Source organism: Ilumatobacter coccineus YM16-304, from assembly GCF_000348785.1.
Lineage (GTDB): Bacteria > Actinomycetota > Acidimicrobiia > Acidimicrobiales > Ilumatobacteraceae > Ilumatobacter_A > Ilumatobacter_A coccineus.
On sequence record NC_020520.1, the window covers coordinates 145,456 to 158,286 of the forward strand.

General features: G+C 68.4%; 12 protein-coding genes. 3 read left to right on the forward strand and 9 right to left on the reverse strand.

Annotated features, from left to right (window positions below):
- Positions 1 to 16 precede the first annotated feature (16 nt).
- Genes YM304_RS00660 through YM304_RS00685 form a run of 6 tightly spaced genes read right to left on the reverse strand, consistent with a single transcriptional unit; the run spans position 17 to position 5,239 of the window.
- Positions 17 to 904, reverse strand: coding sequence for a type II secretion system F family protein (locus YM304_RS00660; protein WP_015439694.1), 888 nt, complete (start codon positions 902 to 904; stop codon positions 17 to 19).
- Positions 901 to 1,761: a type II secretion system F family protein gene (locus YM304_RS00665; RefSeq protein ID WP_015439695.1), complete on the reverse strand. Its 861-nt coding sequence runs from the start codon at positions 1,759 to 1,761 to the stop codon at positions 901 to 903. Before YM304_RS00665 ends, YM304_RS00660 begins: the two co-directional genes overlap by 4 nt.
- Positions 1,758 to 3,158, reverse strand: a complete 1,401-nt coding sequence (locus tag YM304_RS00670; RefSeq protein WP_015439696.1) for a CpaF family protein — start codon at positions 3,156 to 3,158, stop codon at positions 1,758 to 1,760. Before YM304_RS00670 ends, YM304_RS00665 begins: the two co-directional genes overlap by 4 nt.
- Entirely contained in the window at positions 3,155 to 4,000 is an 846-nt protein-coding gene (locus YM304_RS00675) for a hypothetical protein (RefSeq protein WP_015439697.1), read from the reverse strand. The genes YM304_RS00670 and YM304_RS00675 overlap by 4 nt, the downstream gene beginning before the upstream one ends.
- Position 4,001: 1 nt before the next feature.
- Positions 4,002 to 4,685, reverse strand: coding sequence for an SAF domain-containing protein (locus YM304_RS00680; RefSeq protein ID WP_015439698.1), 684 nt, complete (start codon positions 4,683 to 4,685; stop codon positions 4,002 to 4,004).
- On the reverse strand, positions 4,682 to 5,239 hold the full coding sequence (locus tag YM304_RS00685; protein WP_162142007.1) for a prepilin peptidase: 558 nt from the start codon (positions 5,237 to 5,239) through the stop codon (positions 4,682 to 4,684). Before YM304_RS00685 ends, YM304_RS00680 begins: the two co-directional genes overlap by 4 nt.
- 461 nt (positions 5,240 to 5,700) lie before the next feature.
- Here YM304_RS00685 and YM304_RS00690 point away from each other — a divergent pair, with 461 nt between their 5' ends.
- The 3 genes from YM304_RS00690 to YM304_RS00705 all read left to right on the forward strand — a co-directional run bounded on the left by YM304_RS00690 (position 5,701) and on the right by YM304_RS00705 (position 8,673).
- Complete coding sequence (locus YM304_RS00690; protein ID WP_015439700.1) at positions 5,701 to 6,309, forward strand: hypothetical protein; 609 nt, start codon at positions 5,701 to 5,703, stop codon at positions 6,307 to 6,309.
- 307 nt (positions 6,310 to 6,616) lie between these two features.
- On the forward strand, positions 6,617 to 7,315 hold the full coding sequence (locus YM304_RS00700; RefSeq protein ID WP_015439701.1) for a response regulator transcription factor: 699 nt from the start codon (positions 6,617 to 6,619) through the stop codon (positions 7,313 to 7,315).
- Positions 7,312 to 8,673, forward strand: a complete 1,362-nt coding sequence (locus YM304_RS00705) for a sensor histidine kinase (protein ID WP_015439702.1) — start codon at positions 7,312 to 7,314, stop codon at positions 8,671 to 8,673. Before YM304_RS00700 ends, YM304_RS00705 begins: the two co-directional genes overlap by 4 nt.
- A 76-nt stretch (positions 8,674 to 8,749) precedes the next feature.
- On the opposite strand, the gene YM304_RS00710 is transcribed toward YM304_RS00705, so the two are convergent.
- The 3 genes from YM304_RS00710 to YM304_RS00720 form a co-directional block, all read right to left on the reverse strand.
- Complete coding sequence (locus YM304_RS00710; RefSeq protein ID WP_015439703.1) at positions 8,750 to 11,170, reverse strand: RCC1 domain-containing protein; 2,421 nt, start codon at positions 11,168 to 11,170, stop codon at positions 8,750 to 8,752.
- Positions 11,171 to 11,296: 126 nt separating this feature from the next.
- Positions 11,297 to 12,214 carry an HTTM domain-containing protein gene (locus YM304_RS00715; protein ID WP_015439704.1) on the reverse strand — a complete coding sequence of 306 codons (918 nt, stop codon included), beginning with the start codon at positions 12,212 to 12,214 and terminating at the stop codon, positions 11,297 to 11,299.
- The gene (locus tag YM304_RS00720) at positions 12,211 to 12,777 is read right to left on the reverse strand and encodes a hypothetical protein (protein ID WP_154723243.1); all 567 of its coding nucleotides are present in this window, start codon (positions 12,775 to 12,777) and stop codon (positions 12,211 to 12,213) included. Before YM304_RS00720 ends, YM304_RS00715 begins: the two co-directional genes overlap by 4 nt.
- Positions 12,778 to 12,831 lie beyond the last annotated feature (54 nt).

Genomic DNA, 12,831 nt, shown 5'->3' on the forward strand with positions numbered 1-12,831 from the left:
GCGGGGTGACGCTGAGTCAGCCGATGGTGAGAGCGGGGTAGATGATCAGGGCCATGAACAGCAGGGCCATGCCGACGAGTGGAGGGGTGACCTTGTCGTTACGGACGCGGGCCTTTGCTTCCTGGTCCGCCGACAGGGTCGATCGCAGTGTCGAGCACTTCGCCGCGAGGGTCCGCGCGACCGGCGCTCCCTCGGCAGCCGAGAGTGCCGTTGCCGACGCGACCTGTTCGAGTTCGACGAGCTCGAAATCGTCGGCGACGAGCGCGAGCGCACCGACGAGGCTGTTGCCGGTGGTGGCGACTTCGCGCATGCGTCGTCGCAGCTCGCGGAACAGCAACCCGTCGCCGGCTGCCGCAGCCTGTTCGAGCGCGCCTTCGTGCCCGCTGTTGCCGGCGAGAAGCATCGTCACCATGTCGAGATACGCCGAGAGCTGATGACGCAGGTCGACACGAACCGCGTCGGCCTGCGACACGGCGGCACTGTGCACCGCCAGCGGTGCGAGCACGGCGCCGAGCAACGACAATCCGGCGGGAACGACCAAGCCGAGCGAAGCATCGGCCGTGATGACGAGCAGCGCCACCGCGAACGATGGTGCGACGAGCCCGAGCAGGGCGGCCACGACGAGATAGCCGACGTGTGTGTGCACCGTCCGCCCGACGAGCCTCAGCGTGGTGAGAGATGCCAGCCGCCGCTGCACGAACGGGGTATCGGCGACGTAGGCCCCGATCCGGTCGACGCCGCGCGGCTCGTCGCCGACGCGGTGACCGGTGGTCGGAGGTCGGCGGCGGAGACGTTCGACTGCGTCGGCGAGGGACGGTCGTGGCTGACGCCAGCCGCTCACGATCATCCAGCACGAGGTGACGGCGAGGAGGCTGAACACGAGCACGAATCCGGTTGTCCTCATCGCGGAACTCCCACCGGTCGAGCGGTTCGCCCACCAGCGCCCGTGAGGAACCGGCTCGGTCGGGGGAACCGGGCGAGGCGTTGCACCCGGAGCAACAACCCGGCGTAGATCGCGAGCACGATCGCCAGGAAGAGTTGTCCGCCGGGTGAGCTGTATGGAGCCAGGTACTCGGCTCGGCCGAACACGAGCAGCCCGACGACCAGTGCACCCATGATGAGTGTCAGCAGCAACACCTCGCGCTGGATCGGCGCTCGCTCGGCGTCGACGATCCGCCGTCGGTCGGCCTGCGTTCGGGCCTGCTCGGCGAGCGAGGTGAGCACGGCCACGGTGCGAGCACCGCGTTGCACCGCGATGAGGAGTCCGGCGGCGACGAGATCACCGAGCGGGTCGTCGAGTTCGTCGGCAAACCGCCGGAACGCCGTGTCGGGGTCCTGGTGGCCGAGTGCTGCCGAGAGTCGGCGGACGGCGGGGCGGATGACCGCGGGTGCGCTGGGAACGGTTGCCGCAATCGCTCCGATCGGCTGGTCGCCCGCGAGGAGGACATCGCGGAGGTTCTCGATCCACGACGCCAATGCGTCGGTTCTCGCCACGTCGTCGCCACCCGTTCGCTCGCGCTGCTGCCAGCTGCGGACGGAGACGTAGGACGCGGTGCCGATCACGAGCGCGGGCACCAACCATCCCGACATGGCCACCACAGCGAGCGTCACGGCCAGCGATGCGCCGAGTCGGGTCGGAAGCCCCGGCTCGATCGGAGGACGCGGAGCGGTCCCGGCAGGGGACTCGGGGGCGACAGCGATCACGACAGCGGCGAGGAGCAGTGCAGTCGACCCGATGAGCACGATGATGTCGAGGCTCATGCCGTTGCTCCGTTGACGCTGAACTCCTCGGTCGCGTAGCCCGACTGACGGAGTCGTCGTAGGTGTCGAGTCGACAACGGCGCGAGCTGGGTGAGTTGACCGACGTCGTCGAGACCCCACACCTCGGTGCTCGACACGCCGCCGGCCTCGCCGAGCCCACCGACCTCGATGATCGATGTGACCGTGCGGACGGGCGGTTGATCGGCGGCCGCGTTGCGCACCAGATCGATGTGAACGACGAAGTCGACGGTCTGGGCGATGAGGCTCCACACAGCGAACTCGGGCAGGTCCGTGTTCGACTTCGACACGTAGTACGCGAGGCGTTGCAACACGATGTCGGCGGTGTGCGCGTGGATCGTGGCGAGCGAACCGCGCTTGCACATCGATGCGACGTCGAGCATGTCGAGCGCTTCGTCCTCGACGAGTTCGCCGACGACGACGCGGTCGGGGTTGAGACGTCGCGTGAGCTCGACCAGTTCGCGGGTGGTGATCTCGCCTTCTCCCTCCGCGTTCGAGTGGCGCGTGAACAACGCCGGCGCATCCGGGTGCCGGGGATCGTCTTCGAGTCGCAGCTCGAGCAGGTTCTTCTCGACGGTGATGATGCGCTCGAGCGGTGAGACCTCGCCGAGCAGTTCGGTGAGGAGCGTGGTCTTGCCCGCTCCGGGCGGCCCCGACACGAGCATGGTGAAGCCGCATCGCACGAGCGCGCGCAATTGCGACACGAGGCTGCTCGGGAAGAGGCCGAGATCGGCGAGTCCGTCGAGGCCGACCTGGCGGACGACGAAGCGCCGGATGGCGATGCGCGGGTGCGTCGAGATGCCGTGCTCGGTCGATCCGCCGAGCACCATCACGATGCGAGAACCGTCGTTCGACTGCATGGTGAGCATCGGTGAGGATGTGTCGAGTCGACCCTCGCCGGTGCCACGCATGCGCAGGGCAAGCCGTTTCTGGAACGCGGTGAGGTCGGCGGTCGATGCCCAGAGGGCGCCGACGTCGACCTTGCGTCCGTCGGCGTAGGTGACCCAGGTGGACGAGGCGCTGTTGACGTCGATCTCCTCGACGCCGACGTCGGAGAGATACGGCTCGAGCGGCCCCGCTCCGGTGAGTTCGGCGACGACCCGCGATCGCACGTCGTGCTCGTCGTCGATCCCGAGTGGACCGATACCGGTGCGGAGACGGTCTTCGTTGATCGCCGCGACCTCGTCGCTGATCCACGCGCCGACCATCAGCTGCTGTCGACGTTCATCGGTGGCGAGGTGCGAGGGCGCGGCGCTCTCCTCGTCGCGTTCGATCGCGTCGATGAGGCGCACCGCGACTCGATCGGTGACGACCGCGACGACCGGGTCGAGAACGTGCGGCGCCCGCCCTCGCCTGGCCGCGCCCGTGTCGATGCTCATCGAGTCACCTGCGGATCGGGGGCGGGCTGACCCGTGGAGGTCTGGTTACGGGTGCGACGGCGGTCGGTGACGAGCCGGGCGAGGTCGTCGGCCACGTCGGCAGCGCCTCGCATGAGCGGGAGTCGGGCGAGTCGCCTCGCCGACACGCCGCGGCGACCAGCGAGGACGGCCGCGGCGAGCGGGTCGACCGGGAGCAACCAACCGGTCGACTCCGGTGCGGCGAACGCGATGACTTCGTCGAGCGCGAACGGCTCGTCGCCGACGAGCGCGATCGCCACGCGATGGCCGGCGCTGGTGAGCGCGTCGGCTTGTTCGACAAGTCGATCGATCCGGGCGGCCGACGCAGCCGCCGACGCAGCTTCCTGTCGGTGGCACAGGACCACCACGTCGGCAAACCGAAACGCGTGCGAGGGGCGTGCGATGTCGAGGGCGCCGGTGTCGACCAGCGCGACTGATCGATCGTGTTCGGCGAGCACCGGGAAGAGCGAGTGCGCAGCTTCGTGCACGGCGGTGCGAGCTTCGCGAGATCGCGTCGGGGCGGGGATGAACCGCGGCCCCGCCGACGAGCGCTGAACGAGCGGGTCGATCGTCGCCCATCGCTGCCCACTGGACCGATGGGCGTCGTCGGCCGAGCCTCCGGCCTGGTGCAACGCGGTCACCACGGTCGACAGCGAGGGTGTGGCCGGCGTGTCGAACCACGCGCTCAGCGACCCACCGCGCGGATCGGCTTCGACGAGGAGCGCCTCGAGATCGTGCGCTGACTCGGTCGGTGTCGGCCACCCGGCGGCCAACGCGACGATCGTGGTGGTCACGCAGTCGCCGGTCACCGCGATGATCGCCACCTCAGCCGTCCTCTCCCGCGGCGGCCGCAATGTCGTCGGCGGCGTCGTCGTCTGGGACCACGACCGGATCGGCACCGTCGGTTGGATCGAGCAAGACGACTCGGACGTCGTCGGCGGCAGCGACCGTCGGAGCGTCGGCGGCGTCGACTTCGACCGACAGGGTGGTCGTCGACAGCGCCGAGTTCGACGCGACCGGCAATCCCACGGTGTGACCGGTCACGACTCGCGGCGCTTCGGCCGACGACGTGGGCGGTGGAATCACCAGTTGGACACGTGATCGCTCGCGCAACCCGGTCGGCAGCGAACCGTCGGGCACCCGGACCGCGACCACGGAGCGACCGGCCGTGACGAGCGGCTCGGATTGCAGTACGAGGTTGCTCAACAGCGACCCCGACACCACACGGACCTTGGCGTAGCGTCCCGGAATCAGATCGAGTTGCCCGCCGGGGATGACTTCGACAGTGCTGTCGACATCGGCGTCGACGGTCCGCAACATGTCGGCCGTGATCTGGGTGCCGGCGGGAATGTCTCGAACGGCCTGCACGACCGCGGTCGAATCGTCGAGCGACGAGTAGACGAGAACGTTGCCGCCGATCGCGACCGCTCCGAGTGCGACGCCGGCCGCGATTCGATTGCGACGACGAGCGCTCGGGCGGAAGCGGCGACGTTCGATCTCTTCGGTCATCGCCCGATCTCGATCTGCTCAGCGGTCGATGCTGCCGGCTCTCCCGACTCTTGCGGCGTGAGCACCAGGGGGCTCAGGAGCAGCGCGACAGCGGTTCCGATGATGAGCCCTGGCCCGAACGGCAGGTGGCGTCGACGTCGTGCCAGTCCGATCGCGGCGGTGCCGGCGGAGGCAACGAAGAGCGCCACGAGCGCGAGCTGCGGTTCGACGATTCCGGCGCAGGCGCCGAGCACGACGGCAGCCTTGACGTCGCCGAAGCCCATCGCGGTCGGCGCTGCGAGGTGGAGCACGAGCAGCGGAGCCGTCATGAGCCCCGCTCCGATCGCGAGATCGCTCAGCCAACGGTCGGGCAAGGACGACGGCAGCACGACGGCCGACACGGCGATCGCGAGACACGTCAGAGCGCCGGCCGCAGCGACCATACGGTTGGGGAGTCGGCGTTCGGCGAGGTCGACCAGCCCCGCGGGGAGGAGGGCGCCGACACCCACGATCGATACGAGGCCCACGTCGTCGTGCAAGATCGCAGTGGTCGCGAGGCCAACGAGGGTGAGCACGACGACCCATTGCGCGGGGCGGCTGCTCGAACGCCAAGCTGACTGAGCGGTCGGATTCGATCGACGCTGTCGGCGCGCGGGCGAGTGGTGACCGCCGCCTTCGTCGACTGTGTACAACGATGTCGCCGCCATGTCTCCGACCCCCAACTGTTGGCACAGTAGAGGCGATTGGTGTGTTGTGTCGAGAGGCACATCGTCGAGTGACAGTTCTTGGTCGTCCGGTTCCACAGTCCGACCAGTGGGTGGCGGCGACGGGAAAAGGGAAGCGCTGGCCGAACATCCCAGGTCAGCGCCTCGCGAAGTCTCCGGGCTCGACCGGCCAACGACGCGTTTCGGTACTTAACCAATCTTGTGGTTTCGCACGGGTTGCTCTGACCTCGGAGGCGTTGCATGGCATCCATCAACCAACGAGGTGCTCGACCCCGAGCACCACCTCCCAAGCACTCACCAGGAGCAACACCATGAACAAGCGCATCCGCACCACCCTCGTCTCCGCCGCCCTCGTCGGTGGCAGCATCCTCGGCGTCACCCAGGTCGGAGGCGTCGCCAACGCTCAGACCGACGACGAGACCGTCACCTCCGAACCGACCGACGACCCACCTGTCGACGAGACGACCGACACCGAGGTCGACACCGACGCCGACGACGGGACCGACACCGACACCGAGCGTCCCGGACGACGCCGTGGCATGGGTGCAGCCCTCGACGCCGTCGCCGAGGTGATCGGCATCGACGTCGACGACCTGCGCACCCAGGTTCGTGATGGCGCCACCCTCGGCGACGTCGCCGAAGCGAACGGTGTCGACAGCTCCGAGGTCGTCGCCGTGATCGTCGACGCCAAGCAGGAGCGCATCGCCCAAGCCGTCGAAGACGGCCGGATCACCCAGGAACAGGCCGACGAACGCACCGCCGAACTCGAAGACCGAGTCACCACCCGCGTCGACGAAGGCCGCCCGGAGCGCGGCGACGGCGAAGGACGCCCGGGCCGACGTGGCCCCGGCAACCGTGGCGGCGACGCCCCCGCCGACGTCGCCACGACCGACGCCGCCACCGACGACGCCGAGGGCTGATCGCTCACGGCGCCGGCAGAACTCCGCCGCCGATCGGTACCTCCCCCGATCGGCGGCGGCCGGCCACGCCGTCGAGCATCGGCCAGGCCGTCATGCATCGGCCGCCCGTTCGCGTCGTCGTCGGTCGAGCACCACGCTCGACACGACGACGGCTCGTCGCCCGGTCCGAGTCGATCCGTGCACGACTCGGGCCGGGCACCACCGCCACGTCATCCAGCGCCGCCCCGCACGGCCGGCACCGCACCCCGCACCGCTCACACCGCACGGACCACCCGCCGCACGAATCACTTAGATTGGGTCAGTCACCATGAACGCCACCGACAACTCCTCCACCATCCTCGTCGCGGAGGACGACAAACAGATCCGTGAAGCACTCGACCGCATCCTGCGCTTCGAGGGCTATCGCACGATCTGCGTCAACGACGGGGCGGCAGCGCTCGAGGCCGTGTCGGAGCAGCAACCCGACGCCGCGATCCTCGACGTGATGATGCCGTTCGTCGACGGCATGAGCGTGGTGCGTCGCCTCCGCGACAAAGGTGACCGAACCCCCGTGCTGATGCTGACCGCCCGGCAGACGACCGCCGACCGCGTCGAAGGGCTCGACGCCGGCGCCGACGACTACCTGCCCAAACCGTTCGACCTCGACGAACTCCTCGCACGCGTGCGAGCACTGCTCCGTCGCGGCGAGTCCAGCATCGTGGCCTCGGCCATGACGGTCGACGACCTCCTCCTCGACTCCGCCAAGCGCACCGTCACCCGTGGCGATCGCGTCGTCGACCTCACCAAGACCGAGTTCGACATCCTCGAACTCCTCATGCGCAACGTCGACATCGTCATGTCGCGCAGCCACCTCTACGAAGACATCTGGGGCTACGACTTCGAGTCGTCGTCGAAGTCGCTCGACGTGCACGTGGGCTACCTGCGCCGCAAGCTGGAGGAAGGCGGCGAGAGCCGGCTCGTACACACCGTGCGTGGCGTCGGCTACGTGATTCGCCCCGTTCGATGAGCCTGCGCGCCAAGCTCGCGCTGCTCTTCGGAGCGATGGGACTGCTGGCGAGCGCCCTCGTCGGCGTGTTCGCGTTTCGCGCGACCGCAGGTGAACTCGTCGAGACCACCGATGCGTTCCTCACCACCCGCGCCGAAGAGATCGCCGGTGGATCGCGCCGTTCGCCCGGCAACCGTCCATCCGGCGGTCGCAACGGCGACGAGAACGTGGTCGTGTTGCAACAGCCGTTCGAGGAGGACGCGCTCGCGCAGACGATCACGGCCGACGGCGACGTCCTGCCCGCGTCGATGGCACTGCCGGTCACCGACAACACCGACGCGATGGCCGCACTCGAACCCGGCCGCGTCTCGACCGAGAACGTCCGCTTCGACGACATCTCGATCGACGGCACCTCGTATCGGATGGTCTCGATGGCACTGCCCGACGGGGGAGCGGTACAGGTCGCCAGAGCGACGGGAGAAGACGACGACGTCCTGTCGGCGCTCACCCTCCGGATCGGTCTGATCGCCGCTGCGGTCGCAGTGGCCGGAGCGGTCGCGGGGTGGCTGATTGCCCGCCAGACCACCTCGTCGCTGCGCCGACTCGCCGGTGTGGCGAGCGACGTCGCCGAGACCGGCGACTTCACCACCGCCGTCGACGTGTCGAGCCGAGACGAGATCGGACAGTTGGCCACGTCGTTCCGCTCGATGCTCGCCGCGCTCGAGGAGAGCCGCGAGCAACAGCTCCGACTGGTCCACGACGCCGGCCACGAACTGCGTACGCCGCTGACGAGCCTGCGCGCCAACGTCGCGCTCCTCGACCGATTCGAACGGCTCGCTCCCGACGATCGCCGTGAGATCGTCGCCGCTGTCGAATCGGAGCTGGTCGAACTGAGCGACCTCTTCACCGAGTTGATCGAACTCGCCACCGACCAGCGCAGCACCGACATGCACGTCGAAGCGATCGACCTGGCGGATCTGGCCGAGCGTGTCGCCGAGCGATGGGAACGGCGAACGAGTCGCGAGATCGTGCTCTCGACGACGAGCAGCCCGGTCGACGGCGACGCCGCCATGCTCGAGCGGGCGATCACCAACCTGCTCAGCAACGCGCACAAGTTCAGCCCCGAGGGTTCACCCATCGAGATCGTCGTGGCCGCCGGCCGACTCGCCGTCCGTGACAGCGGCCCAGGTGTCCCGGCCGCGGACCGAGCACGGATCTTCGACCGCTTCTACCGATCCGAACTGACACGGTCGATGCCCGGCTCGGGTCTGGGCCTGGCGATCGTCTCGCAGATCGTCGAACTCCACGGTGGCACCGTGTTCGTCGACGACGCCCCCGACGGCGGCGCCGAGATCGGCTTCACGCTGGCCGCGCGCTGAACGGTTCGCCTCCCGTCGACAGCCTCGCGTCGCAGACGTCTCCAGGTGAAGACGGGTCTGGATGAAGAAGACGTCTCTAGATGAAGTAGCCGGACGTGTCGGCGATGAGTTGTGCACCCGATTCGGTGTAGAGGGTCATCCGCCCCGACGGCTGCGTGAGCGGAAGGATCGCGAGGTTGGAGATGTTGGTCGTCGGATCGGGGACGTTGAGGCTCGCGGTGTCGGGCTGCGACTGATCGCTCGGATAGCCGGTCACGTAGCCACGTTCCCCCTTCGCCGCAGCGAGGTTGAACACCGCACCGTTGGCGGTGTCGGGAATGCCGATCTCGCCGGTCACCGCGAAGTCGATGGTGTCGTCGGCGGGGACCGCTCCGATCGTTTCGCGACTGTCGAGCAGTCGCGTCGGGAAGAGCGGGACGAACAGTCCGTCGTCGGTGTCGACGGCCGTGTCGTCGGTGAAGTAGCCGAACACATCGGCGACGAGGAAGGCTCCGGAGCTGGTGAACAGCTTGATCGTGCCGGCGTCGGAGACGGGCATGATCACGGTGTTGGGTCGCGTGAGGGTTCTCGTCGACACGTTGATGTTGGCGGTGCCCGGCTGCGGTTCGTCTCCGGGGAAGACGGTCACGAACCCGGGTCCGTTCGCCTGCACCGCGGTGACGTTGAGAATCACGGCGCTCACTCCGTCGGCCGGGATGCCGTTGGTGTCGGTGACCTGCACCTCCATCGTGTCGCCGGCGCCGATCTTGCCCTTCGGGCCTGGTTGCGGCGTGCCGGGGCGCGTGTCGAAGATGCGTGACGGAGTCACACCGATCTGACGCCCGGACGTCGATGAACCGGTCTGTACGAAGTAGCCGAACGTGTCGACCACGAGGTGGCCGCCACCGCTCGTGTACAGCGAGACCTTGCCGTCGTCGCCGACGGGCACGATCACCGAGTTCGAGGCGTTGCCGTCCTGCACGTTGAGGTTGGCGGCCGTGGGACGCGAGCTGCCGGCGGGGTAGGCCGTGACGAAACCGAAACCGGTCGGACTGGCCATCGCGACGTTGAGGACGACGGCGTACACGTCGTTGTCGGGGATGCCGCCCTCGCCGGTGACCTGAACGTCGATGGTGCCGCCGGCTTCGACGGTGCCCTTCGGGCTGCCGGCCGGTGCGTCGAGGCCGGGTCGCGTGTCGGCGAGGCGCGCTGGCGAGAGCGGAACGTATGCCGCAGAGCCGGTGTAGTTGATGACCGGCACATCGCTCGGCAGTTCGTCGTCACCGACGTTGGCGTTGGTTCCTGTACCGATCGTGCCGCCCTTGCCCCAACAGCGGACGGTGAGGTTGTCGAGGAGCGCACAGGTGTTGGCCTGTCCGCCCGTCGCTGTGAGCACCGTGCGTCCGGCACCCACGTCGACGGCCCCTCCGCTCAGCGGTGGGTTCGGCGTGGCGACCGTGCCCAGACCGATGTCGTCGGTGTTGCCGTACCCGAGGCGACCGTCTGACCCTTCACCCCAGCACGACATGGTGCCGTCGGTGAAGACGACGCAGGCGTGCTCGAACCCGACGGTGATCGACGACGCGGTCTTCGCCCCGAGGTCCATCTTCGCGGGGCTCGTCAACGAGGTGTTCGTTCCGGTCGAGGCACGCGAGGCGAGGCCACCGCCCCAGCACCAGACGTCGCCGGACTCGACGATCGCGCAGGTCGAACCCCAGCCAGCGGAGATCGCGACGGCCTTGTTGCCGCCCAGGTCTTTGACGGGAGCATCCGACGCTGGTTCGTCGTCGCCGTACTTCGTTCCGGTGTTGTCGTTCCCCCAGCAGCGCACCTCTCCGGTGTCGAGGATGGCGCACGCGTGGAAGCGGCCGACGGTGATCGCGGTGGCGGTCTGGCCCGCGCCGATGTCGACGGGTCCGACGCTCGCCGGTGTCTCGTCGTCGCCGATGTCGTCGGTGTTGCCGTACCCCAGCGCACCTTGGCCACCTTCACCCCAGCAGCGAACGTCGCCGCCTTCGAGGATCGCGCACGAGCTGAAGTTGCCTGAGGCGATCGCCACCGCCGGGGCACCCAACTCGATGGGGTCGACCGTGGTCGGTTCGACCGATCGGCCGAGCCCACCTGGTGCATCCGGCACCCCGAGGACCGCGTCACCGCTGCCCCAGCATCGAACAGCGCCATCGTCGAGGAGCACACACGTGAAGAGTTGGCCACCGTCGACCTCCTTCACCGTCCGTCCTGGCCCGACGTCGACGGTGCGGACCGAGTCGGGCGTCTCGTCGTCACCGATGTTTCCCGACCCTGGCACCCCGGTCCCGTAGAGGCTGCCGAAGCAGCGGACCTGCTCGTTGTCGAGAATGATGCAGGTGTTGCCGTGACCGCTCGAGAGTCGGCTGGCGACGGCGCGGTCGGGCCCCGGAGGCGCATCGGCGTGCTCGGCTCCGGCCGGGTTGGGGGCGATGCCGAGTCCGGCGAGAGCGGTCGCAAGGATGGCGAGCGCTGCGATGATCCGTTTCATTGCGGGTCCCCTCTTCGGGTGTCGACGTGACGATCGCCACCACCCTCGCGCGCCCGGAGCTTTCGATGTCGGGGATTGCGCTCGTGCCGTGCCGTGCCGTCGGGTGGGGGTCGGGCTCGGGCCGGGTCAGGTCGTCGTGGCGGCCGTTGGCCGAGCCCGCGCGCGGCGACGGTCGACGAAGCGCTGGACCGAATCGCCGTCGAGGAAGGTCATCAGCCCAGCCGCCATCGCGATCCCGAAGAACCCGACGAGCACGAATGTGTCGATCGTGAAGTGCAGCACGAGTCCGGCGACGATCAGCACCGGGCGAGCGGGTTTGTACCAGAGCAACACGGCGAGCGCGAGTTCGACCACGAGGGTCCCCCACGTGAGCAGGCCCGACACGAGAAGGTTGTCGGTCAGGATCCCGGGCGGGCCGAATCGGTGCAGGTCGGTCAGCCGGAACGCGGTCGACACGGCGGTGCCCTCGCGCCACTGATCACCGGTCTTGCCCCAGAAGGCGAAGAAGTAGACGAGCATCATCTGGAGTTGGACGAAGCGCAGACCCCACGGCGCGACGAGGGGTGCGGTGCGCAGACCGTCACGCCCGAGTCGCCTCCACCGGTCGAACGACAGCGCAGCACTCGTCGGTGTGAAGGCGAGCAGCAACGTCAGGTTGCGCAGGATGATGTCGCCCGAGTTGAGGATGATCGGGGTGCGGCGCTGGACGGCGACGAGCAGGATGAACGCCACGACGAGAAAGATGGTCGGGCGGAATCCGATGATGATCGGGATCGATGCGAGCGTCAGCACGATCAAGGTGATCTGGACGCTTCCTGCCGAATCGAGCGTGATCCAACGGAAATCGCTGCTGGCGAAATCCGGTCCGACGAGCCCGTCGTCGGACATGAACGTCGAGACCTCGAACATCATCGACACGGCCCAGCCGAGGATGCCGATGCCGATCACGATGCGCGCGATCGCCATCGGCCACGCCGATCGAGGTGCGAACAGCAGGTGGTGGACGTGGCCGCGCACCGACGAGCGGAGTGTGTCGAGGCTCATGCGTCGCGCTCCCAGACGTAGAACTCGAACTCGTTCCAATCGCTGTCGCGAGGTGCCGGGCTACCGACGGGTTCGTGGTCGAGCCAACGTCGCACCAGGGTGATGCTCACGGGTTGCACGCCGTCGCGCGCGTACTGATCGGCGAGCCACAGCGCGGTCGGTCGCCAGTACTGCTCGCGGTTGTTGAGCCGCACGCGTTCTTGCCACTTGTGCCATCGGTACTGGCGGTAGGCGCCGATGACCGGGTCGAAGTCGGGGACGTCCCACACCTCGATGGTTCCGTCGTCGTGAACGATGCGCGCCTGGACGTCGAGCGACTCGCTCCGCGGGTTCGGGCTGAACACTCCCCAGTCCTGCAGCAGCCCCATCTTCGTGGCCGGACGCCACAGCCCGTCGAGGTCGGATTGCAGTTCGCCGCGAGGGATGTTCGGACCGACGAGCCACACGGCCCCGACGATCATCGCGACGATCACGACCGCTCGACCGGCCGGCGACGTCACCAGCGCGCTGTGTCGGTCGACGTGCTCCCGATCGAGGCGTGGCTCGTCGCCGGTCGTTTCCACGTCACGACCGTAGCGGTCGACCCCCACACGGAAGTGGGAGTCCCAGACCCCAGA